Below are 21714 nucleotides of genomic sequence, written 5' to 3' on the forward strand. Positions count from 1 at the left end.
TTTAACCCAGCATTTTTTCCAGCGTAAAATGTGCCATTGTCACTTTCCATAAGATACAATCCATAACCGCGAGGAATACGCTGAGCAGGATATAGTGCCCGGCATTCATCCGGAAGAATCCGGAAAACTGCCCGACATACAACAGCGTCAGCGGCAGCAGCACATAGCCGCATATCTGCACCGATTCCCGAAAGCTATGGCTGCGCCCGGAAACCAGTACCATAAACAACACCCCAAACAGAATGAGAATCGGTGTCAGCAGGAAAAACATCACAGCCCAGCTGGGGTCCGCCCAAAATGCAGTCACGCCCAGCAGAATATCCCCCACTGACATTACAATGGCATATAAAATGAAGGAAATCAGCGAAGCAACCACGGACAGCGCCGTGCATCCCAACACTTTGGCCCGAAAAATCTCTCGTGTAGTCAGCGGTGTAAGGAACAAGGTTTCAATCGTTCCGCGCTCTTTCTCCCCGACAAAGCTGCTGGCCGCTGTGACACAGGCTGTCATCAGCACAACAATCAGGTACAGCATAGGTGCCAAGCAAAAGGAAAACACATAGAATAGCGCCTGTCGGTCGTTCATATAGCTCTGCCGTTCGGAAAGCAGTATTCGCATCTGCTGCATATCTTTGATACTAGAATCCGGTAAAATATAGGCCAGCACCATAAACAGAATCGGCAGGCAGACGACAAACAGCAGCGGAACGATTACCAGCATGGCACGCACCCCGAGGTTCTGCCACATTTCCCGAAAATCCTTTTTAATCAATACTTTTTCGCGTCTGTTTGCTGCATTTCGTATCCATTTCGGCAGTTTCAACGGGATTCCTCCTTTTCCAGCAAAGCGGTATACGCATCCGCAAGCGTCGGACGGTAAAGATGTGCCTCATAAACGTCATGACCCGCCGCTACAATTTCCCGCAGGAGGTCCGGCATATCGCTTTCCTTTTCTATTTGCTTCTGCCAGAAGCCATCTGCCCCTTTTATAAATCCAGTAAGGCTGTCCTGCTCCGGCAGACAGACGCCCGCCCGTATGGAACACTCCGCTTTCCGGCACAGCTCTTTTGTCCCGCCCGCGGCAAGGATAACACCCTCCCGCAGAATGCCAAACTGCGTACACAAAAGCTGCGCATAGGCCGGGTGATGGGTACACAGCAGAATAGTCAATCCCTCCTGCTGTTTCAGTCCGGTCAGCAGACCGAGCACTGCCTGTGTGCTTTCTGGGTCCAGCCCCTGAAAAGGCTCGTCAAGCAGCAGGACCTTCGGGTGAATCATCAGCGCACGCGCAAGGGACAGCCGCTGCATCACGCCGCTTGGAAAGTCACGCACCAGCGTTTCTCTCGCCTGCCAAATGCCCAAGTCCTTCATCAATTCCGCCGCACGGACCTGTGCGTCAGAGGCGGTCATGCCAGCGGTTTCCCCAAAGAAGGCCAGGTTTTCCCGTCCGGTCATACAGCCGTACAGGTGTGCAGAAGGCGTCACAACACCGCACACACTGTGCAGCCGAGCCGGATTCTTCTCTGGGTCTATTTCCATAACCATACAGCGTCCGCTGCTGGGCGTTATCAGCCCGCCCAGCAGTTTAACCACTGTTGTCTTGCCTGCACCGTCCGGCCCAAGCAGCGCACAGGCTTTTCCCTCCGGTACAGTGATGGTTAGTGAATCCAGCGCATTGGTTGTATGGTCATATGACTTTGTCAGTCTGTCAGTAATGATTGCATTCATGAATGTCCGCGGCCCTCCGGCTTCTGCTGTCTTTCAAAAAAGCTTTATATCATTTAAGGATACCCATTTTTCGGATTTTGTCAATGTTTTCTGTCCGGAAGTGTGACTTTCCGCTGTACCGGAACCGGCACACAAAAGGGACCGCCGCAAAAGCTGCGGCAGTCCTCAAAATAGGCAATTATGATTTTTCGGAAACAGTTTCGGCGTTTAAAACCGCTTTGGCCGTCAGCTGATGCCCATCGTAATCGACAACAATGGTCGAGCGCGGCGCAAAGTCGCCTGCAATCATCTTCTTGGCCAGCAGTGTTTCCACATTGGATTGGATAAAGCGCTTGAGCGGACGGGCGCCATATACAGGGTCATACCCCTGGTCCACAACATAGGTGCGGGCAGCGTCGGTCAGCTGCAGCCCCAGCTCTCTGCCCCGCAGACGTTTGCCAAGAGACGCAATCTGCAGATTGACAATCTGGCTGATTTCCTCTTTTGTAAGCGGCTTATAAAATACAATTTCGTCCAAACGGTTCAGGAACTCCGGACGGAACTGGTGGCGCAGCAGGCCGTGAACTTCCTCCCGTGCCTTTTCACTGATGGTGCCATCGGGCTGAATGCCCTCCAGAATCTGCTGTGAACCGAGGTTGGAAGTCAGGATGAGAATGGTGTTCTTAAAGTCCACTGTCCGGCCCTGGCTGTCCGTAATGCGGCCATCGTCCAGCACCTGCAGCAGGATATTAAAGACGTCCGGATGCGCCTTTTCCACCTCATCGAACAGCACCACACTGTATGGTTTGCGGCGCACAGCCTCGGTCAGCTGGCCGCCCTCCTCGTATCCGACATATCCGGGAGGTGCGCCAATCAGGCGCGACACACTGAATTTTTCCATATATTCGGACATATCGATACGAATCAAGTTTCGCTCATCGTCAAACAGTGCCTGTGCCAATGCTTTGGCAAGCTCTGTTTTGCCGACGCCAGTAGGACCGAGGAACAGGAACGAACCAATGGGACGGTTCGGGTCCTGAATGCCCGCACGGGAACGAAGAATGGCATCGCTGACTTTATTCACCGCTTCATCCTGTCCAATGACACGCTCATGCAGTGTCTGCGGCAGGCGCAGCAGCTTTTCGCGTTCGCCCTCCATTAGGCGGCTGACCGGAATGCCGGTCCAGCGGCCGACAATGCGGGCAATCTCTTCTTCGTCCACACGGTCACGCAGCAAATGGTGGTCGTCCTCTTTTTCCGCAATCTGTTCCTGTTCTTCCAGCTGCTTTTTCAGTTCCGGCAGTTTGCCGTACTGGAGTTCCGCTGCCTTTTCAAGGTTGTAGTTGCGGTGGGCTTCCTCTATTGCGGCATTGCACTTTTCAATTTCAGAACGAAGATTTTGGACTTTTCCAATGTCCTTCTTCTCGTTCTCCCACTGGGCTTTCATGGACTTGAACCGTTCGCGCAGTTCCGCCAGCTCTTTCTGCAGGTTAGCCAAATGCTGCCGACTCAAGCGGTCGTCCTCTTTCCTCAGGGCAGCCTCTTCAATTTCCAGCTGCATGATTTTACGCGAAACATCGTCCACCTCCGCCGGCATGGAGTCAATTTCGGTTCGCACCGTAGCGCAGGCTTCATCGACAAGGTCAATGGCCTTATCCGGCAGAAACCGGTCCGTAATGTAGCGGTTAGAAAGCGTTGCGGCGGCAATCAGCGCCTGGTCGGTAATTTTTACGCCGTGGAACACTTCATAGCGCTGCTTTAAGCCGCGCAGAATAGACACGGTGTCCTCCACAGACGGTTCACTCACCATAACGGGCTGAAAACGGCGTTCCAGTGCAGCGTCCTTTTCGATATACTGGTGGAATTCATTCAGCGTCGTGGCACCAATGCAGTGCAGTTCGCCGCGGGCCAGCATGGGCTTCAGCAGGTTTCCGGCATCCATGCTGCCCTCGGTTTTACCGGCACCGACAATGGTGTGCAGCTCATCGATAAATAGAATAATGCGGCCGTTTGACTTTTTCACCTCATTGAGTACCGCCTTAAAGCGTTCCTCAAACTCGCCGCGGTACTTGGCACCGGCGATCAAAGCGCCCATGTCCAGCGAATACAGCTTATGGTCTTTCAGATTGTTCGGCACATCTCCGCGTACAATCCGCTGTGCCAGACCCTCTACAATCGCCGTCTTGCCAACACCTGGTTCACCAATTAGGACTGGATTGTTTTTCGTTTTGCGGGAAAGGATACGAATGGTATCACGAATTTCCGCATCCCGTCCGATAACCGGGTCCAGCTTTTGGTCACGGGCTGCCTGCACAAGGTCGGTCGCATATTTGGACAGCGCCGCATAGGTTTCCTCCGGGTTGTCGCTGGTGACACGGGTATTTCCGCGTACGCTGGAAAGTGCGTCCAGAAAACGGCTTTCCGTAAGATTGTATTTGTTAAACAGTGTTTTCAGTGTACCGTTGGCGCGGCGCAGCAGGCCGATAAACAGGTGCTCCACGGAAACATATTCGTCGTTCATATGCTTGGCCGCAGATTCCGATTCCGTTAAAGCAGTATCCACATCCTGTGCAATGTAGATTTTGCCCGGCTCCCGCCCCGGACCGGAAACGGCCGGCATTTTTTCAATCTCCGCGTTGACGTCCTGCAGAAATGCCTGCGGGTCTATGTTCATTTTTTTGAGCAGCTGCGGAATCAGCCCATTCTCCTGTGTGAGCAAGGCGCTTAACAAATGCAGCTGTTCAATCTGCATGTTCTCGTGCGACAAAGCGAGACTTTGCGCCCGCTGAATCGCGTCCAGTGATTTCTGTGTAAAATTCTGTGCGTTCATAGGTCTTCACACTCCTTCAAAAAACGAAGCAGCAAAAGGAAAAGCGCCCGAGGGCGCCGGTAAGGTCCCGCTGCGGGAACCTTCCTTTCACCTTACAAGCGCTAGTATATCCACAGAAGATGAACGGTATGTGAATATTCTATTTATCGTTTGTAAACATTAGCACTCTATCTTTAAGAGTGCTAATTCTCTTATTCTAGGTTCAAGTGTTTCTTCATAATGACATTGTTAATGACAAAATTAACGCCGATGAACAATACAAAATACGCCAGCACACAGCCAAGCGTCGCACACATTTCCTGTACCTCATTCAGCGAGAAACTCACTCGTTCCACAAAGTTCTGCACTTCCTGTATGTCAGAGAGCGTAGAAAGGATGCCGAGCAAAATAGTGTGCGCAATCATAAAACCAATCAGCACCAGCACGGCGACAATGCGGTGATGTCTTTTCACCAAGCTGCCGATACTCATAGAGGTATAGAAAAGCAGTTCAACAAATATCAAACCTGCAATTATCGTCAGTATTGACAGCAGGAGCACGCCAATGTATTCCGGATTTTCCGCCAGCTTATTCAGTGCCTGCTGGCAGAACTGCAGAAATTCTCTGTCATAACGAATATCTGAACGAATGCCGGGCAGAGAGGCAATCCACAGACTTACAAACGCGACGGCACAGGAAGCCAGTGTCCACACACCGCCGATGATAATCTTGCTCCAGAGCAGCTGTGCCGGCGTAACCGGCAGGGTATGCATTAGGTAGCCCTCATCTTTAAAAAGATTATCATAAAAATACTTGATGCAGAATATCAGCGTCAGCAGGAACATTGCAAACAAAGAAAGAATATACAGCCCGCAAATAATATCAAACAAAGCAGTCAGCGGGCGGGAATTCGCGTGCGGAATATGGTTCAAAATCGTGTACAGTACGGACAGCGCCAACACAACCAGATAGGTCGGCCCAAAGGCACGCCCGGTCGAGCGAAAATCATAATGAATCAGTTTACTCAGCATTTGAATACCTCCCGGAAGCAGGCGTCCACGCTCTTGCCCTCATGCTCACGAAGTTCGTCCGCCGGTGTGTGCAGCAGCACGCTGCCCTCTCGCAGGAAAATAACTTCGTCCAAAATTTTCTCCACATCTGCAATCAGGTGAGTGCTGATGATAACGGTAGCATTTTCACTGTAGTTGCTAATAATTGTATTTAAAATGTAATCTCGGGTGGCGGGGTCCACACCGCCGATGGGTTCGTCCAGCAGGTACAGCTGGGCATTGCGGCTCATCACTAAAATCAGCTGCATTTTTTCACGGGTTCCCTTGCTCATGGTACGCAGGCGGCTGGAAAGGCTGATGCCCAGCCGCTGCAGCATATCCAGTGCCTTGCTCATGTCAAAGTCCGCATAAAAATCAGAAAAAACAGTAAGCAGGTCCTTCGCGCACATCCAGTCGCTTAAGTAGCGATGTTCCGGCAGATAGGAAACAATCTTTTTTGTTTCCACACCGGGCGCCATGCCGGCAATCGAAAGAATGCCGGTGCTGGGTGTCAGCAGGCCGCTGCACAGTTTAATCAAGGTGCTTTTTCCGCTGCCGTTCGGTCCCAGCAATCCCACAATGCGGCCGCGTTCAACTTTCAAGTTTACATTCTGCAGGGCGGTCTTTCCGACATAGTTTTTGCACAGCCCGCTGCACTGTAAAATTGGTTCCATCAGGATACCTCCCTCTCTCTCTTTTCCGCCTTCTGCACCATTTGTGCAGCGTCCTCCTGGGTAAACCCAAGACTTTCCATCTTTTGCAGAAACTCCTGGATAACTTTCTGTGCAAGGGATGATTTCAAGTCCATAATGGTTTCCTCCTTATCCGTAACAAAGCGGCCGCTGGTCCGCTGGGTAAACAGCAGGCCCTCCGTTTCCAGCTGTGATAAAGCCCGCTGCATGGTATTGGGATTGACGGCGGCCTCCGCCGCCAGCTCCCGCACGCTGGGCAGCTTGCTGCCGGCAGGGTACCTGCCAGACACCACACGCAGCTTTATCTGGTCCGCCAGCTGGGTGTAGATTGGTCGGTCTGAAGAGAACTGCCAAGCCATCTTTTTTCCTCCTTCTGTACTAGTGTACTAACAACCTAATACAATAATACATTGGTACAGCTGCTTTGTCAAGTACTTTTTTGAAAAATAAAAAACTGCGCCAGAGGCTGTTGTATGCCTTCGGCGCAGAAAAAATACCATGTTTGGTTTTGAGTCAGACCTTTGGGGCCTGCTTGTTGTGCGGGTGATTGTTCGGCACAACGGACGTTCCCTTTTCATGCAGATAGGTGCTCTCGAAGTCGGCCAAATGCAGCTTTACAGCCAGCGGATACTTTTCGTATGCCTGTGAAATTGCTTTGCAGCCGCCGCGTGCCGCATCGTCAAATCCACCCATGTGCCAGCGGATAGCCATGGCCTCGCTGGTACGCAAACGCAGAAAGCGCTCGATGAGAAAGACAGACTTTTCACCGTGACCGTAGGGGAATTGGTCGTCGATGCTGTAGTAAGGGCGGCGCTCCCATTTGCCAGTTTCGTCATTTTTGACATTGCGCGTACTCTGTTTATAAAAATTCGCCTTGCAGATATCATGCAGCAGCCCGCAGATAACGTAGCTTTCCTCGCTGTCCGTTTCCGGCTCAAACCAGTTCATCATGGTCTTATAGACGCTGATACTGTGCTGTACCAAACCACTCGGGCAGGCGCAGTGATAACGGGTGCTGGCAGGTGCTGTGAAAAAGTCCGTCCGCTTCTGCAGCCATTCCAGCAGCTCAGCCGCTCCCTCACGTTTGACCTTGCTTTGAAAAATCTCTATGAACTCTTCTTTATATTCCATCCTGTTACGGCTCCTTCCTAACTTCTGGCTATGATTATACCATATCCACAAAAAAGAGGGAACCTTTTGCATACAGAACGGACATTACACCAGATGAACATGGTTCTCTGTCATCCACCATTGATAAATTCTATAGTTGTCTTTTAACAGTTGTGTTTAAATCTGTGGCTTCAGATGTCGCTTATCAGCTCAGTAATTCAGGTCACAACTATAGAACATCATGGCTAGTTTATTAAACGTTATTAGTGTATTGCTGCAAAAACGTCAGCCTTATATGTATAATACTTGTCTAGCTGTGCCTGCTTTGAGGTATATAAGTCAAAATTCTGTAGTTCGCTAAAGTGAATTATTTCTTCTGTGGATTTTAAAATACGCGGTTGCTTTTTGTCAGACAATCGATAGATACCAAATGCAGATTCACTGACAGGATAATACTGCATGGAGTCCACAGTTTTTGATGCATCCGATGGTACATGTTTGAGCAGTAATAAATATTCAACATCTTTTTGCAATGGAATCATTGCATTTTGTGCCGCGTCATAATAAAATGCTTGCTCAGTATTTTCAATTACATTCATCTGCTGTACAACCAAAATCGTTTTTCCTACTAACGAAGCACTGCCTTTATTCACTTTTTCCACGTTTACAGGGGTATAAAGCGCATCATTGGTTGCTTTCCGCTCGCCCGACCATTTTCCCTGCACGATAATATCAGAACCTGACACAAGGTCTGCACCGGTGCGAAAACCCTTTCCCTCTAAAAATGACGTTGTTTCCTCCGCGTTCGGTTTCTTCCTGCACAACTTTTCGGATTAACGCAACGCCGTTTTCATCCAATGCGTTGGTAGCTTCATCCAATAAAATTAAATTGGGCTTTTCCATAATCGCCTGTGCAATGGCCAGCCGTTGTTTCATGCCCAGTGAGTACTTGTGATAGACCCGCCGGTCATCCGGGTCAAGTCCCACGCGTGTAATGGAATCCCGAATCTCCGGCTCCCCAATCTGCCCTTTGATGGAAGCCAGTAATTTAAGATTTTCCAGTCCCGTAAAATAAGGCCAGAAACCAACGTTTTCAATAATCAGTCCTAAGCTGTCTGGGAAAGAATTGGAATTATTCAGTTCCTTTCCAAGAACCATCACACTGCCCTCTGTAGGGCAGATTAACCCCGCAATCGCGCGCATAAGCATAGACTTGCCGCACCCATTATGACCATATAGTCCATAGCAGACACCGCTTTCCAACTGCAAAGTCACATTTGAAAGAACGGTTTGCCCCTTAATTGTTTTCGTATAATTTTTCACTTCTACTGTAACGCCCATCCTTGTTCCTCCTTCATCAATGAAATCATGTCCTGCTTGCAAAACCACTGGCGGTGCAGCCAATAACAAGCAATACACCACAGGATAATTGCACAAATGCAGCCTCCCGCGGCGGCACCGGGGACTGGCACAATTCCAAATATCTCCTGACCGGGAACCGTAAACGGAAGTGTGTGCCACAAGAGCATTTGGCTGGCACCGGGCAGCAGGATATATAAGGGTACCAGTGATGCAGCTTGACCGTAAAGTATACAGCACAGAAAAATTGGCACTAAATATAAAAGCAGCACTATAAGGAATGCAGCAGCACCGCCTAGTTTGAGGGAAAAGGCATTTTGCAGAAAAGCAAAAAGGAATACAGTACCTACATTAAGCAAATACAATGTCAACAGCAAAATTACCGTGTGTATGCCGTTTTGCGGTTTTAACCCGTTAAAAACACCAATTAACAGTGTGACAGCAAAAAGCAGACCAAAGGTACTGCAGGTTCTCTCTTCAGCAAATGGAGCATCTGCCGAAACAGCCACCCCGACTTTTTCTGCGAGCGCGTAAAAACATACACATAACTAATACGGCAATCCTCTAAAAAAGGTTGGAAAGCATATAGACCGACACCACATTGGGAATCATCCATCGTAAATTGGAGATTGACAGAATATCTTCCACATCGCAAATACCGCCGTAGCAAGCCAGAAAATAGAACTCCAGACTGCCGTGCATTTGTGCAGCAACGCTTAAATTCGGAAACAGAAGCAGCAAAAAGGCAGCACCGGTAACAACGTAGCGATAGCTTTGATAGAGCAGCCTTTTCAGCGTCATTTCTGCTCCCCTTTCTCCTTGGGGAGACAATCACATCCGGGACAAACGATTGCGCCTATTACAGCAACCGCCACGATGACAGCCGCATTCCGTATCAAGTTGATTCCATATGCATTCGTATGTCCCGGAACAACAGCAATCGCTTCCATAATGCCTAGTTCACCCCAATCCAAAGCCCCCTGCAAGACGATAAAGTCATACAAAACGAGGCCATAACTGACAACACAGCCCAAAATGCAATTCGAAAATACCTGCGCGAAGAATAGGTAAACGCAGGTAATGCAGGCGTAAGCTGCACACTGCGACACAAACGCGAACAGAAAGAAAGCTGCGTTTTCCGCATAATGCGTCAGCTGCCCAAAAACGGCCGCTCGTATAAACAGCAAAAGGTACAGCAGCACAACATAAAGAACCGCACTCGCCGCGCCAATTGCAAGCCGAAGCAGCCACAGCCTTCTTTTCGAGAGCAATCTGCAGAAAACGGTTTCCTGCTCAAAAAAGTGAATCTGCGGCTGCAGCAAAATAAAACTTCGGATGTTGCTCCCACGCAAACTGCGCCAGCATATTCGGTCTGAAAATCCCCAAGGCTGTAAAAGCCAGCAGGACCAGCAGCACCACAGCGGTCGACCGATTGCGAAGATAGACTTTTCTAAGTGCGCGCAGCGTCATACCTCATCCCGCCTCACATGAATTTTTACAAGCAGCCCTGCTAAATCGAAGAGCAAAAGCACAGCCGCTCCGCATAGGAGATAGGACAGCTTTGTACCTGCCGCCCGGAAAGGCGGTACCATCCATGCAATAGGCATATATTTTTCGTTCCCAAGACCGCCCAGCAAGCCAGCAATGATATAGCAAATTCCCGGGACAGTCAATACTAGAAAATGATTCAGCTTGGTATGAACAGAAAGGACATAAGAAAGCAATGCAAAAAGTCCCCCCAAAAATGCTGTTATAAAATCATACAGAAAAAAATAGATATAAGGATGATTATAGAACAATGGTTTCCAATACGATAGATTATAAAACGCAGTGTAAGGATCCAATGGATAGGTGGGAGTTATTTTCAGAGAATCCAACGGAATTGCAGTCATGAATACCAGCTTTTGAATCACCAAGGGAATCCAAATAATCAATGCTCCTGCAATAAAAACAGTCAGCCATTGTGCGGTATAGTAATGGCTGCGGCCAACCCTCGCAATGACAATGCGGTCGCTCCCATATTGCTTTTCCTCGAAATTACAGTCGGAATACGCCAAGGAAACCGCAAAAGGAAAAAGCATGATAAAGAACAATCCATAACTGTCGAAAGTATGTACTACACTAACTTGTGCCTGTCCAAAGTAAACATACGCGGCTGACAACGTTGCCTGATCCGTTTTGTACATCTGCATCGATTCCACCAACGTTGGAAACAGCACATAAGCCAGAACGGCACACAGCACAATATAAAATCGCCGATTCCTAAAAAGGACTTTAAGGTTTGTCTTCTGTAAATTTCTTAACATTTTACATCTCCATGCATTTAAAATCTGCAAGTTTTTCATTCCATGCTTTCAATGCCATTTCTTGTTTTCCCTTTTTTCTCCATCACTATATCACCAATTTTTCCTTTTTCAAGTCATCTTGTTGAAACTGGTATTCAAAATGTTGAAATTGGTGAAGAATTCATTCTGTTTTCATCAAATGACACTAAAAAGTGAAAAATTCCATCTTGACATGACAAAGAAAAATAGCTATAATTCTGTGTGACCACTGTCTGCACATTGGTATGTACCGGCAAAATAGCATGGATTGCTTTTTCGGAAATTGAGCAAACATACCGTAGTGCTGCTTCCTGTTCACCCTGCTCCAAATAGCTGCGGATACTAACCACATGGCCATGAAAATCATGGGATAATCTGCAGATTGCCCGATGTTTCCGCTAAAAACAGCTTGTAAATTCTTTCTGACTCTGAAAAACATCTTCGACTAATAGGCACACTTTCACCGTTTTTCAAAAAGAAACAATTTTCTGTCATACGCTTGATTTTTCTCAAATTCACTAAGTAGCTTTTGTGGCAATGCAAAAAGTTCTTTTTTGAAGAATCATTTCATATTCTTCAAGTTTTCCATAACATTTTAATGGAAACATTTCTTTCGAATCTGCCTCCAGATGTAATTGAATCATTCGGTTGGCGCTTTCTAGGTACAGAATTTGACTTAATGGTATTTGTGAAGACTTCTTTCCATAGCAGACCTCGACCGTGTCCGACTGCAAATGGATTTGGCTGATTGCGGCATCCAAACTCTCTGCAAAATACACATCCAGCTGTGACTTTAAAATATACCGAATGGTGCTTTGATAGCCAAGCGGTGCATACTGCACGAAGCTGGAGATGAAAATTATCAGCGTATCCATACAGCGCGCTTTCAGTGCCATTGCCGCCTGCATACCATCCATGCCGGTAAACCGTACGTCCATCAGTACAATGTTATAAATTTTTTCGCTTGTAAGCAGTTTCTCTGCGCTTGCAAAAGTATCCAGCGTATAAGGTATCTGCCGTTCTGCCATAAAAGTTTCTGTTCTTTTCTGAAGCTGCTGCCGCATGGGCAGCTCATCGTCGCATATTGCCAGCCGCATAATCTTATCCTTGTCCACTCCACTCACCACCTTGTAAAGTTTTAACATAAACTGCACTATAAATGCAATTTGAAGAATGTATGGAATAAACACCGGAAAGTGTTTTCTAAAGTCATTCATCGAGTTTACAAACTTTTTAGAAACTATGCTAATACCGCAAAAAGCAGCAAAGCCTAGTTCGGTGGCTTTGCTGCTTTTTAAATATAATCGTTACGATTCTTTACTGCACAATTCGTACATGGTTTTCTGTCATCCACCAGTGTATCTGCAGCAGATAAGCAAAAATCTGCGGTACACGCATAAGCTGCCCATACCACGGCTCCGACAGGTCATCCGGATGTTCCGCAAGGTCACGCAGACGGTCAAAGTTCAGCATATCAGTAAGCGGGCTGCCCTTTTCCATAACCTGCCGGAACAGTTCCATAACACGCTGCGAATACGCCGGGCTGAATGTGCGCGGATAGGGGCTCTTTTTGCGCCATGCAATCCGCTGTGGAAGCATATCACTGAAGGCTTCACGCAGAATGCCCTTTTCCCGTCCGTGCAGGCTCTTTAACTCCCACGGCAGATTATAGGTATACTCCACCAGCCGGTGATCACAGAACGGTACACGCATTTCCACGCCGCTGTACATGGACATCCGGTCTTTGCGGGTTAACAGCGTCTGCATAAACCAGTCAGTATTCAGGCGGAACATTTCCCGCATACGCGCTTCTTTTTTGCTTTCTCCCGGCAGCTTCTCTGTGTCATTGATTGTTTTTAAATATTCCGCACGCACATAGGCAGCACTGTCCCCTTTCAGGACGCCCGGCTGCAGAATGCTGGTACGCAGGTTGACCGAACGTGACCACGGAAACGTATCCTCAAACAGGATTTCTTCCCGGTGGTACCATGGATACCCGCCGAAAATTTCATCTGCACACTCACCGGAAAGACCAACTGTGTAGTCCTTTTTAATTTCTCGGCAGAACAACAGCAGCGACGAATCAATATCCGCCATACCGGGATAGTCCCGCGCACGCACGGCGTCCAGCAGTGCGTCCGCCTGTGCCGCGTTGTCCAGCACAACATTGTGATGTTTGGAGCCAATGGCGTCCACCATTTCCCCCACGAACTCACTGTCCGGTGCAGGCTGAAACAGATTGCTCTGAAAATATTTTGCGTTATCCACATAGTCCACCGAATAGGTGTTCAGCTGTCTGCCCTGTTTCCTGTACTCCTGTGCCGCGACAGCCGAAATAATGGAACTGTCCAGCCCGCCGGAAAGCAGCGTACACAAGGGTACATCGGACACCAGCTGACGGCGAATACTGTCCGTCAGCAGGGCACGCACGTGTGCGATACTGGTTGCCTCATCTTCTGTATGTTCTTTCGCGTGCAGCTTCCACCAACGATGCAGCTTGACACCCTCCTCCGGGAGAAAGGTCAGTGACCAGCCCGGTGCCAGCTCCTCCATGCCGCAGTACACGGCACGGCCGGGGATAGCGCCCGGTCCCAGCAGGAATATCTGATTCAGACCGTCGCTGTCCACGACAGGCTCCACCATTGGATTGGCCAGCAGGGCCTTTATTTCAGACCCAAACACCAGTCCGCCGGGGTATGGATAATAATAGAACGGCTTAACGCCCATACGGTCACGCGCAGCGAACAGGCGCCGGCTGTTCTTTTCCCATACAGCAAAAGCAAAAATGCCGTTCAGCCGCTGCACACAATCCGCTCCCCATGCAACATAGGCCTGCAGCAGCACCTCGGTATCGCTGTGTGTTGAAAAATGGCAGCCGAGTGTTTCCAGCTCACTGCGCAGTTCATCGGTATTGTACAGCTCGCCGTTGTACACCAGCGCATAGGTTTCCCGCGCGGTATGTGTTACCATGGGCTGATGCCCATTCTGCGGGTCCACAACCGCCAAACGGCGGTGCAGCAGGCAAACATTCGGCTCTGTGTACTGGCCATGGTCATCCGGTCCACGGCGCTCCAATGTTCTGGACATAGCGTCCAGCGCCGTCTGCTGATCTGACAAATACTGATTTTTATCTATCCATCCGGCAATTCCACACATAAAACCTGGCTCCTTTCACTTACGCACTTGTTCTTTCTTAGAATATGCGAAAAGGAAAAAGATGTACCGTAAAAGAAAAAGGAACCGCCGAACATAAAAAATCCGCAGACTCGAAAGTCTGCGGACCGGCCAGAGGATATTAACCTTGGCTCTGACTCTGGCTCTGGCTCTGGCTGCTATATTTCTGTTTTACCTGCTGCATCTGCTGCTGCGGTGCCTGCTGTGTCGTGTACCAGCCCTTATCCGCCATCTTCTTGTACAGGTCCCCCTGCAAAGTCAGGGAATCCTGAAGTGCCTTGGTGAAAGCCTGGTTCACGTTCTGCGTACCGGATTCAATGCTGCCGTGCAGGTACAGGTCACAGGCATTTTTTTCTGCTGAAAGCAGTTCTTGCATTGTATTCTTGTCATCCATGTCCCGTACCTCCTTAAAGCAGGCCTAAAAACTGCTGAAACGTCTGCTGATGTTTGTTCGTCATCTGCTTTACGCACTGTTTCAACTGCGGGTCCGTCATGGACGACGCTGCGTTTTCGCACTGTGTCTGCAAAAACTGCTCATGTTCCAGTGCATCTTCTACATAGGACAATTCCTTTGGGCTCATAAAATTAACACCTCCGCTGTTTAATGTACCCACCGGCAGTGGGATCTATTCATTGCAGACGGGAATCCGGCGGAGGTAATTTTTTAAATTTTAAAAATAAAAATCAATCCCACAAGTCCAGCTGCAATCAGTACAATCTCCAAAATCAGCAGCGAACGGATGGGTGTTGCTTTTTCCGGGGCGGCAGCCTGCTTTTCTTTGGACGCCAGATATTCGTCCAGTGAAAGCGCGGCGTCTTCTTTCAGATGGCGCTCCCCCAAATCAATTTTTTTGCCGGAAACCGGATACAGCTCCACATAATAGCGCAGGAACTTGGAGTACTGCTTGGTACCCGGCGCAGGTTCGGGAATAATGCGTCTCAGGGCCGTGCGCGGCAGGCGATGCTCCCTTGGGATAAAGCCGCAGCTGACACCGATTAGGTCACTGCCCTCTCGACGCAGAATGGGGCGGGCCACATGAAAAACACCCATGAGAAAAACAAACGCACCCAGCCCGTAAAAGAGGAGATACAAATACCAGTACGCGTGCCCCATCGCCAGAGCCGTTACCGCACTGAACAGCAAAAGGATTCCTACCGTGATATCTGCTATCGGCATGCCGCGCTGTTCATATACCGCCGTCGGTGTTTTTTCCCAGTTGTCCTGTGCATAAACTGTTTCCTCGTATAAGTCTAAAATATCTGTTTTTTTTCCTTTTTTCTGCAAGGCTTTGATTCCTTTCCCGCCGCGGGATTATTTCTGCTGCACCTTTTCCAGTGCCTGCTGGATATCCGCAAGAATATCCTGCACATTTTCAATACCAACAGACATACGAATCATATCCGGGCTGATTCCGTTTTCTGCCAGCTGCTCATCTGTCAGCTGACGGTGTGTGGTGCTGGCCGGATGTAGCACACAGGTGCGCAGGTCTGCCACATGCACCACCATAGAGGCCAGCTGCAGAGACTCCATAAATTTTGTAGCAGCAGCTCTGCCGCCCTTTACGCCAAACGAAATAACGCCGCAGCTGCCATGCGGCAGATATTTCTGTGCCAGCGTATGGTACGGGCTGTCCTTTAGTCCCGGATAGTTCACCCAGCTGATACGGTCATCCTGGTCCAGGAACTCGGCAATCTTCTGAGCGTTGGAGCAGTGACGCTCCATACGCAGTGCCAGTGTTTCCAGCCCAAGGTTCAAAAGGAACGAATTTTCCGGTGCGGGCTGACAGCCAATATCCCGCAGCAGATGGGTGCGGGCCTTTGTAATGTACGCCGCTTTTCCGAATGCCTTGGTGTATATCAATCCATGGTAAGACTCATCCGGTTCTGTCAGCATGGGGAATTTGCCGTTTGTCCAGTCAAATTTTCCACTGTCCACAATGGCTCCGCCCATCTGCACGGCATGACCGTCCATATATTTTGTCGTGGAATGAACCACAATATCCGCGCCAAAGGTAAACGGGCGGCAGTTAATAGGCGTTGGGAAGGTGTTGTCCACAATCAGCGGCACACCATGTGCGTGTGCTACCTTTGCAAATAGCTCCAAATCCGTAACGACCAGCGACGGGTTGGAAAGCGTTTCACAATAAACTGCACGAGTGTTGGACTGCATAGCAGCCTCCAGCTGTTCTTCTGTGACATCCGGCGGAACAAAGGTAAAATCAATCCCCATATCACGCATCGTCTTATTAAACAGATTAAAGGCACCGCCGTAAACCGCACTGGAACTGACCACATGGTCACCGGCCTTGCAGATATTCAGTACCGAAAGGAAAATGGCCGCCATACCGGAGGAGGTTGCCACACAGCCAACGCCGCCCTCCAGTTCCGCTATCTTTTTTTCCACTGCTTCTGTTGTTGGGTTGGAGATACGGGTATAAAAATGTCCGCTGTCTTCTAGATTAAAAAGGCGTCCCATCGCCTCAGCGGTGGTGTAGCGGAAAGTCGTGCTCTGCACGATTGGCACAACGCGCGGTTCTCCGTTCTTTGGGGAATAGCCTGCATGGATACACAGCGTATCCGGCTGATAATTCGGTCCCATTGTATACACTCCTTGCTATTTTAAAAAGATACTGTGGCAAAAGAAAAACGGCCTATTCGGCTGTATTAGGAAAACAGGCCTTTTACCCAACCGGCCGCCTGGTCGGTGACAAAAACGACTATAAAAATGAGAAGCAGAAACAGGACAACGGAAAAAGCCCGCCAAAATATCCGCTTTTTGCGCGGCATGACTTCAAACTCCTCGCCCTTTACACGGTAAGTCCGCGGTTTGTCAGCCTTGTCCTTTTGTTCTGCATCCGGTGTGGACACCGTCGGCGTACTGGGAAAAACAACGGCAGCCGCCTGTTTTCCCTCTTCGCTCCGGCAGAAAGGCACATAAAAATTAAAGGCCTGCTGTGTTCCGGCAGAAAGCGCCGCGCGCTTTTCATAGGGAATGCTCCGCGCCTGCAGCAGCTGTTCCAGCTGACCGGCCTGCGGATTCTCCGCCGTTGCCAGACGCACAGGGTCCTCCTCCTGCGGGTCCAGAAGATACCGGCTGCCGCAAAGCGGGCACTGATCTTCACATAGAACCTGACATTTCGGACAATACAGCATTGCTTTTTCTCCTTTCCCGATGTAATGACCAAAAGAATGGATGGATTTATCATACCATGATTTTTACTGCTTCACAAGCATAAAACACAGGGGCCCGACACCAATAAGCGAAATTTTTCCACCGAGGGAAATAAGTCAGTTTATGGAAACAAATTTCTCTTATTTCCTCCCTGTATAAATTTTTTATTATGTGATATCTGTTCACAAAATCATGAATCCCAACCATTTTTATTCTACAATCAGTATACACTAATAGAAAGGGGGAACTGGAAAATGGACCTGCGCACAAGCCTGGGCAAACGTCTGTGCACTCTGCGGGCAAAATGGGGATATACCCAGCAGGACATCAGTTCTATCCTGCAAATTGACCGTTCCACCTATGCCTACTATGAAACCAGCCGCAGCACACCGCCGCTTTCCACCCTGAAAAAGCTCGCCGACGTTTACCATGTGTCGCTGTCTGATTTGTTTGGCAATGAAGAAGCGCCGCCGCAGTTTTCCGACTCTGCTCCAGGCGTATTTGCCGACCTTGACCATAATAAATCCCACATCTACGACCTCTGTCCAGAGGAACGACAGCTGATTGCCATGTACCGGCTGGCCAATCAGGAAACCCGGGGAAAAATTATGGAGCTGCTGCGCACAAAGAATTCTTAGCCGTCTTTTTCAGAAAGAATACCCGGTTCAGTTGCACAGTCGCCGATATTTGTGTTAGAATGAAACAAATGGAGGTGTGGCCGGTATGGCTTATGACGCTTTTACCGCAGGCGTAGAACCCGGTGGTCTGCGCACCAGAGAAGAAATCCGAATCCTGCTGTGCTACCTACTTTCCAGTGTCAACGCGCCTCTTTCCAGGGATGATATTCTGCAGTGCGTGCAGGGCATGGGCCTTGCAAACTACTTTGAAGTAACCGATGCCCTGCAGGAACTGACCGAAAACGGCAACCTGCTGTTGCAGGACGGCTGCTATATTGCCAGCGCACAGGCACATGAGATTGCCTGCCAGCTGGACACGGCACTGCCTATTTCCGTACGGGATAAGGCCGTGAAGGCCGCCGTCAGTTTGCTTGCACAGGCGCGCCGCAAACGTGAAAACGCTGTTGAAATTACGAAATGCGGACAGGGCTATCAGGTATACTGTCACATTTCCGGCGGCAAAGGGGACCTGATGTCCTTTACTTTGGCGGTACCGGAAAAGCGGCAGGCAGAACTCATTCAGAACAACTTTCAGGCATCGCCGGAGCGGGTATATCAAATGCTGCTGGCCCTGCTGATTGATGACCATGACGCTGCGGCGACACTGGTTAAGGACTGGCACTGACAGACAAACTCTTTGCAAAATAAAAAGGTACAGCTGACAAGGCAAACGTCAGCCGTACCTTTTTCACACCTTATTTTTGCCTGCTATCAAAAAAACAGGTTCAACAGAAGCAGTGTGGTGACTCCCGGAATACCCAGGAATGCGGAAGCACCCACAACCAGCGGACTGACCGGCAGCGTAACGCCGGTCAGCCCACCCGCCAGATTGACCACTAACAGCGCCGCCAGTCCCGCTATGACACTGCCCGCGGCCCCTGCGAAGGGGTGCGGACTGTGTCCGGCGGCCAGCATCGCTGCACAGAACAAAAAAGCTGCCAAAAGAATCCCTGCAAACAGAATGTCCCTCACCCCCTGCTTACAGAATATGGGGATGAGGGACAGATTATGCTTTTTTATCTTCAACCAAATGATAGCCGGCCGGTGTAAAGTCGATGCGTCCGCTGGAAACGTCCGCGGCCACATTGACAACCCGCAGCGGGTCACCGATGGTCAGACGTTCACGGGTAGCCTCGTCCACCTGAGAAAGACGGCCGTCAAACTCAAAATGTTTGTCGGTAAAGTCCGCAACCGGCACAAAGCCCTCTACGCTGTTGGACAGTTCCACAAATACGCCGCGCATGGTCACACCGCTGATAATGCCGTCGTACTCCTCGCCCAAATGCTGAGCCATATATTCTGCCGCAAAGCAGTCGTCCGCACTGCGTTCAGAGTTCATGGCGCAGATTTCACGCTCGCTGGAATGTTTAGCGGATTCCTGCGCGAAATCCGTGTATTCCTTTTTAATCTTCGCCTTATCTTCACCGGCAAGGTAGGCACCCATGATGCGATGAATAGAAGTATCCGGATAGCGGCGGATAGGAGAAGTAAAGTGGCAGTAGTCCTGCAAAGCCAACCCGAAATGCCCCAGCGGTTTGGTATCATAGCGGGCCTTGGCCATCGTGCGCAGCAGCTGGTGTGAAACCACCTTTTCCCGCGGCGTACCGGCTGCCTGTGCCATAACCTGCGCAAAGTCCTTGGCCGTTACGTCTGCCGGATGTGACAGGCACACCGGATTCAAGCCAATGGTCACCAGCAAATCTTTCAGCGCATCCACACGGTCCGGGTCCGGATTTTCATGCACACGGTAAACAAACGGAAGCTGCTGCTCACGGCCCAGCTTAGCGGCCGCCTGATTCGCGGCAATCATCAGCTGTTCAATCATCTGCTCGGAAGGGCCGGTGTGCCGCGGCAAAACATCAATACAGTGTCCTTTTTCGTCCAGTATAAATTCCGACTCAGAACTGTCAATATCAAAGTTGCCGTTGGCACGGGCATTGGCTTTCAGGATACCAGCCAGCTCCCGTCCGGCGGCCAGGCTGTCCAGCACCGGTGCATATTTGTCCAGCAGATCCTGTCCAGCGGTGCCATCAAAAATCTGATTGACTTCGTCATATACGCCGCGGACTTTACTGTTAATGATGGATTTATGGAATTCATAATGCGTCATTTTACCGGCCTTGTCAAAGTCCATAACAGCCGAGAATGTCAGCTTGTCCGTGCCGGCATTCAAGGAACACACACCGTTGCTGATAGCTTCCGGCAGCATGGGGACAACACGGTCTGGCAGGTAAACGGAAGTGGCGCGTTTGCGTGCTTCCTCGTCCAGTGCTGTGCCGGGGCGCACATAATAGGAAACGTCCGCGATATGAACACCCAGCTGGTACCCCTGAGGTGTACGCACAATGCTGATGGCATCGTCCAAATCTTTGGCGCTGGCGCTGTCAATGCTGCAGATAGGCCAGCCCCGATAGTCCGCACGTCCCTGCATATCCGCTTCGGTAATGGGACGGGAACCAATGGCTTCTGCTTCTGCAAGAGCCTCCGGTGAAAACGGAACCTTCACGCTGTTGGCGTCCAAAATGGCATCTGCACAGATCTTGGCGCAGTCGGCATGGCCGTAATTTTTCACGACCTTCGCGGAAAAGCGAGAGGAGTGCGGCAGGCGGCTGATGTCCGCCTGCACCTTGTCCCCTACCTCGGCGCCGCAGTGTGCAAAGTCGGCAATGGGAATATCAAAGCGGATAGCCGCATCCGGGTGCAGCTCCACACCATATGGGCTGCGCACAATCGTGCCGTTCACGGTATTGCCGGCACGCTGGGTAATTTCCAGCACTTCACAGCTGGAGCCTTTGGGGCTTTGACGGACATTGCCTAAAACAACCGAGTCACCCAAAAAGGCATCGTGCAAATCTTCGCCATGCAGGAACATATCGTCACCGCCGTCGTCCGGCCGGGCAAACGCAAAGCTGCGGGACAGCGAAACGATGGTTGCCGGAATCCGCTGGGTAGGGTCACCATGAAGACGAACAATATGGCGGCTGTTCACGCTGATCTTTTTTTCGCGGCGCAGCTGATTCAGTGCGGTATAAAAAGTAGTGCTGTATTTTTCCGGGATACCGAGTTTCCGCATGAGAAAACGGGAAGACAGGTCCTCCCCCGCACTCTGCAGAGCCTCCAATATTCCTTTTTTAATATCTTCGACCATAGGAAACCTCCATCTGCCATATGACCGCTGACGCGGACAGATTCTGACGTAAAAAAGCCCCGCTGCCTTGCGGGGCTTTATCCATCTCTTACTTATTTGTCATATACATATATACATTGGTTGCAATGACTAAGACAAAAAACGCAAGTGAAATAACCTTTGTCCACCGCGCAAGGAAACTGTCGATAGAGCGGGCACTGTTCTGACTCAAAAAGGTATCTGCACCGCCGGTGACAACACCCAAGTCTTTCTCGTGTCCTTCCTGCAGCAAAACGACCACAATGATGGCCAGCGAAGCAAGAAGCAAAATAATACCCAAAACAATCTCAGAAACTGTCATGGACTGTAACCTCCGAAACAACTGCGGGAAACCGGTGCACTGATAGAAAGCGCCCTTCTTCCCTTAATAAACTTCTTCTATTCTAACACGAATATACGCGGAATGCAAGCTTTTTTACAGTCATTATCATATGCAGCTGAAAAGTTACAATAC

At 49.8% G+C, this 21714-nt stretch carries 27 protein-coding genes; 2 read left to right on the plus strand and 25 right to left on the minus strand.

The features are described 5' to 3' along the window. Window position 1: 1 nt before the first annotated feature. The 22 genes from ACIHKT_RS07110 to ACIHKT_RS07215 all read right to left on the minus strand — a co-directional run bounded on the left by ACIHKT_RS07110 (window position 2) and on the right by ACIHKT_RS07215 (window position 17377). Window positions 2-823, minus strand: a complete 822-nt coding sequence (locus tag ACIHKT_RS07110; RefSeq protein WP_086036215.1) for an ABC transporter permease — start codon at window positions 821-823, stop codon at window positions 2-4. Further along, a complete protein-coding gene (locus tag ACIHKT_RS07115) occupies window positions 820-1728 on the minus strand; it encodes an ABC transporter ATP-binding protein (RefSeq protein ID WP_404352204.1) in 909 nt (302 codons plus the stop codon). The genes ACIHKT_RS07110 and ACIHKT_RS07115 overlap by 4 nt, the downstream gene beginning before the upstream one ends. A gap of 178 nt (window positions 1729-1906) precedes the next feature. Next, window positions 1907-4537: an ATP-dependent chaperone ClpB gene (clpB, locus tag ACIHKT_RS07120; RefSeq protein WP_174192885.1), complete on the minus strand. Its 2631-nt coding sequence runs from the start codon at window positions 4535-4537 to the stop codon at window positions 1907-1909. 191 nt (window positions 4538-4728) lie between these two features. Then, window positions 4729-5547, minus strand: a complete 819-nt coding sequence (locus ACIHKT_RS07125; RefSeq protein WP_404352206.1) for a hypothetical protein — start codon at window positions 5545-5547, stop codon at window positions 4729-4731. Beyond that, window positions 5541-6239 carry an ABC transporter ATP-binding protein gene (locus tag ACIHKT_RS07130; RefSeq protein WP_086036225.1) on the minus strand — a complete coding sequence of 233 codons (699 nt, stop codon included), beginning with the start codon at window positions 6237-6239 and terminating at the stop codon, window positions 5541-5543. Before ACIHKT_RS07130 ends, ACIHKT_RS07125 begins: the two co-directional genes overlap by 7 nt. Then, window positions 6239-6616, minus strand: coding sequence for a GntR family transcriptional regulator (locus ACIHKT_RS07135; RefSeq protein WP_086036229.1), 378 nt, complete (start codon window positions 6614-6616; stop codon window positions 6239-6241). The genes ACIHKT_RS07130 and ACIHKT_RS07135 overlap by 1 nt, the downstream gene beginning before the upstream one ends. 154 nt (window positions 6617-6770) lie before the next feature. After that, window positions 6771-7388, minus strand: a complete 618-nt coding sequence (locus ACIHKT_RS07140) for an HD domain-containing protein (protein ID WP_086036230.1) — start codon at window positions 7386-7388, stop codon at window positions 6771-6773. 242 nt (window positions 7389-7630) lie between these two features. Continuing rightward, window positions 7631-8113 (minus strand): hypothetical protein, encoded by a 483-nt coding sequence (locus tag ACIHKT_RS07145; protein ID WP_086036233.1) that lies wholly within the window; start codon window positions 8111-8113, stop codon window positions 7631-7633. Next, complete coding sequence (locus tag ACIHKT_RS07150; RefSeq protein WP_404352209.1) at window positions 8100-8708, minus strand: ATP-binding cassette domain-containing protein; 609 nt, start codon at window positions 8706-8708, stop codon at window positions 8100-8102. Before ACIHKT_RS07150 ends, ACIHKT_RS07145 begins: the two co-directional genes overlap by 14 nt. Beyond that, entirely contained in the window at window positions 8693-9235 is a 543-nt protein-coding gene (locus ACIHKT_RS07155; RefSeq protein ID WP_404352211.1) for a hypothetical protein, read from the minus strand. The genes ACIHKT_RS07150 and ACIHKT_RS07155 overlap by 16 nt, the downstream gene beginning before the upstream one ends. Window positions 9236-9290: 55 nt before the next feature. Continuing rightward, complete coding sequence (locus tag ACIHKT_RS07160) at window positions 9291-9527, minus strand: hypothetical protein (protein WP_086036242.1); 237 nt, start codon at window positions 9525-9527, stop codon at window positions 9291-9293. Then, window positions 9524-9997 (minus strand): hypothetical protein, encoded by a 474-nt coding sequence (locus ACIHKT_RS07165; protein ID WP_404352213.1) that lies wholly within the window; start codon window positions 9995-9997, stop codon window positions 9524-9526. The genes ACIHKT_RS07160 and ACIHKT_RS07165 overlap by 4 nt, the downstream gene beginning before the upstream one ends. Before the next feature lie 22 nt (window positions 9998-10019). Then, complete coding sequence (locus ACIHKT_RS07170; RefSeq protein WP_174403004.1) at window positions 10020-10196, minus strand: hypothetical protein; 177 nt, start codon at window positions 10194-10196, stop codon at window positions 10020-10022. Next, entirely contained in the window at window positions 10193-11071 is an 879-nt protein-coding gene (locus ACIHKT_RS07175) for a hypothetical protein (protein ID WP_174192880.1), read from the minus strand. Before ACIHKT_RS07175 ends, ACIHKT_RS07170 begins: the two co-directional genes overlap by 4 nt. 342 nt (window positions 11072-11413) lie before the next feature. Continuing rightward, the gene (locus ACIHKT_RS07180) at window positions 11414-11569 is read right to left on the minus strand and encodes a hypothetical protein (protein WP_157658969.1); all 156 of its coding nucleotides are present in this window, start codon (window positions 11567-11569) and stop codon (window positions 11414-11416) included. Continuing rightward, window positions 11569-12165, minus strand: coding sequence for a LytTR family DNA-binding domain-containing protein (locus ACIHKT_RS07185; protein WP_157658971.1), 597 nt, complete (start codon window positions 12163-12165; stop codon window positions 11569-11571). The genes ACIHKT_RS07180 and ACIHKT_RS07185 overlap by 1 nt, the downstream gene beginning before the upstream one ends. A 202-nt stretch (window positions 12166-12367) precedes the next feature. Then, the gene (gene asnB, locus ACIHKT_RS07190) at window positions 12368-14206 is read right to left on the minus strand and encodes an asparagine synthase (glutamine-hydrolyzing) (protein ID WP_086036254.1); all 1839 of its coding nucleotides are present in this window, start codon (window positions 14204-14206) and stop codon (window positions 12368-12370) included. A gap of 139 nt (window positions 14207-14345) precedes the next feature. Beyond that, window positions 14346-14618, minus strand: a complete 273-nt coding sequence (locus ACIHKT_RS07195) for a spore coat protein (protein WP_086036255.1) — start codon at window positions 14616-14618, stop codon at window positions 14346-14348. Between the two features lie 13 nt (window positions 14619-14631). After that, a complete protein-coding gene (locus ACIHKT_RS07200) occupies window positions 14632-14805 on the minus strand; it encodes a hypothetical protein (RefSeq protein ID WP_174192878.1) in 174 nt (57 codons plus the stop codon). 83 nt (window positions 14806-14888) lie between these two features. Continuing rightward, window positions 14889-15509, minus strand: a complete 621-nt coding sequence (locus ACIHKT_RS07205) for a hypothetical protein (protein WP_086036257.1) — start codon at window positions 15507-15509, stop codon at window positions 14889-14891. Between the two features lie 27 nt (window positions 15510-15536). Further along, complete coding sequence (locus ACIHKT_RS07210) at window positions 15537-16823, minus strand: O-acetylhomoserine aminocarboxypropyltransferase/cysteine synthase family protein (RefSeq protein WP_086036259.1); 1287 nt, start codon at window positions 16821-16823, stop codon at window positions 15537-15539. A 65-nt stretch (window positions 16824-16888) separates the two neighbouring features. Beyond that, window positions 16889-17377, minus strand: coding sequence for a hypothetical protein (locus ACIHKT_RS07215; protein WP_086036261.1), 489 nt, complete (start codon window positions 17375-17377; stop codon window positions 16889-16891). Window positions 17378-17650: 273 nt separating this feature from the next. Between ACIHKT_RS07215 and ACIHKT_RS07220 the strand changes: the two genes are divergently transcribed. Together ACIHKT_RS07220 and ACIHKT_RS07225 are read left to right on the plus strand one after the other, a co-directional pair. Next, a complete protein-coding gene (locus ACIHKT_RS07220; RefSeq protein ID WP_404352218.1) occupies window positions 17651-18034 on the plus strand; it encodes a helix-turn-helix domain-containing protein in 384 nt (127 codons plus the stop codon). Between the two features lie 85 nt (window positions 18035-18119). Then, complete coding sequence (locus ACIHKT_RS07225) at window positions 18120-18698, plus strand: DUF4364 family protein (protein WP_086036265.1); 579 nt, start codon at window positions 18120-18122, stop codon at window positions 18696-18698. 86 nt (window positions 18699-18784) lie between these two features. Here the strand turns inward: ACIHKT_RS07225 and ACIHKT_RS07230 are convergent, their stop codons facing one another. The 3 genes from ACIHKT_RS07230 to secG form a co-directional block, all read right to left on the minus strand. Further along, window positions 18785-19015: a pro-sigmaK processing inhibitor BofA family protein gene (locus tag ACIHKT_RS07230; protein WP_236849725.1), complete on the minus strand. Its 231-nt coding sequence runs from the start codon at window positions 19013-19015 to the stop codon at window positions 18785-18787. Between the two features lie 64 nt (window positions 19016-19079). Next, window positions 19080-21221, minus strand: coding sequence for a ribonuclease R (rnr, locus tag ACIHKT_RS07235; protein WP_086036266.1), 2142 nt, complete (start codon window positions 21219-21221; stop codon window positions 19080-19082). Between the two features lie 88 nt (window positions 21222-21309). Beyond that, window positions 21310-21561, minus strand: coding sequence for a preprotein translocase subunit SecG (secG, locus tag ACIHKT_RS07240; RefSeq protein ID WP_086036268.1), 252 nt, complete (start codon window positions 21559-21561; stop codon window positions 21310-21312). Window positions 21562-21714: the final 153 nt, after the last annotated feature.

This window comes from Caproicibacterium sp. XB2, from assembly GCF_044880635.1.
In the GTDB taxonomy this organism is placed as follows: domain Bacteria; phylum Bacillota; class Clostridia; order Oscillospirales; family Acutalibacteraceae; genus Caproicibacterium; species Caproicibacterium lactatifermentans.

Coding starts and splice junctions, on each gene's coding strand:
- ACIHKT_RS07115 (WP_404352204.1), bottom strand. CDS start 1,728: ATGAATGCAATCATTACTGACAGACTGACAAAGTCATATGACCATACA.
- clpB (WP_174192885.1), bottom strand. CDS start 4,537: ATGAACGCACAGAATTTTACACAGAAATCACTGGACGCGATTCAGCGG.
- ACIHKT_RS07125 (WP_404352206.1), bottom strand. CDS start 5,547: ATGCTGAGTAAACTGATTCATTATGATTTTCGCTCGACCGGGCGTGCC.
- ACIHKT_RS07130 (WP_086036225.1), bottom strand. CDS start 6,239: ATGGAACCAATTTTACAGTGCAGCGGGCTGTGCAAAAACTATGTCGGA.
- ACIHKT_RS07135 (WP_086036229.1), bottom strand. CDS start 6,616: ATGGCTTGGCAGTTCTCTTCAGACCGACCAATCTACACCCAGCTGGCG.
- ACIHKT_RS07140 (WP_086036230.1), bottom strand. CDS start 7,388: ATGGAATATAAAGAAGAGTTCATAGAGATTTTTCAAAGCAAGGTCAAA.
- ACIHKT_RS07150 (WP_404352209.1), bottom strand. CDS start 8,708: ATGGGCGTTACAGTAGAAGTGAAAAATTATACGAAAACAATTAAGGGG.
- ACIHKT_RS07160 (WP_086036242.1), bottom strand. CDS start 9,527: ATGACGCTGAAAAGGCTGCTCTATCAAAGCTATCGCTACGTTGTTACC.
- ACIHKT_RS07170 (WP_174403004.1), bottom strand. CDS start 10,196: ATGACGCTGCGCGCACTTAGAAAAGTCTATCTTCGCAATCGGTCGACC.
- ACIHKT_RS07175 (WP_174192880.1), bottom strand. CDS start 11,071: ATGAAAAACTTGCAGATTTTAAATGCATGGAGATGTAAAATGTTAAGA.
- asnB (WP_086036254.1), bottom strand. CDS start 14,206: ATGTGTGGAATTGCCGGATGGATAGATAAAAATCAGTATTTGTCAGAT.
- ACIHKT_RS07195 (WP_086036255.1), bottom strand. CDS start 14,618: ATGGATGACAAGAATACAATGCAAGAACTGCTTTCAGCAGAAAAAAAT.
- ACIHKT_RS07200 (WP_174192878.1), bottom strand. CDS start 14,805: ATGAGCCCAAAGGAATTGTCCTATGTAGAAGATGCACTGGAACATGAG.
- ACIHKT_RS07210 (WP_086036259.1), bottom strand. CDS start 16,823: ATGGGACCGAATTATCAGCCGGATACGCTGTGTATCCATGCAGGCTAT.
- ACIHKT_RS07215 (WP_086036261.1), bottom strand. CDS start 17,377: ATGCTGTATTGTCCGAAATGTCAGGTTCTATGTGAAGATCAGTGCCCG.
- ACIHKT_RS07220 (WP_404352218.1), top strand. CDS start 17,651: ATGGACCTGCGCACAAGCCTGGGCAAACGTCTGTGCACTCTGCGGGCA.
- ACIHKT_RS07225 (WP_086036265.1), top strand. CDS start 18,120: ATGGCTTATGACGCTTTTACCGCAGGCGTAGAACCCGGTGGTCTGCGC.
- rnr (WP_086036266.1), bottom strand. CDS start 21,221: ATGGTCGAAGATATTAAAAAAGGAATATTGGAGGCTCTGCAGAGTGCG.
- secG (WP_086036268.1), bottom strand. CDS start 21,561: ATGACAGTTTCTGAGATTGTTTTGGGTATTATTTTGCTTCTTGCTTCG.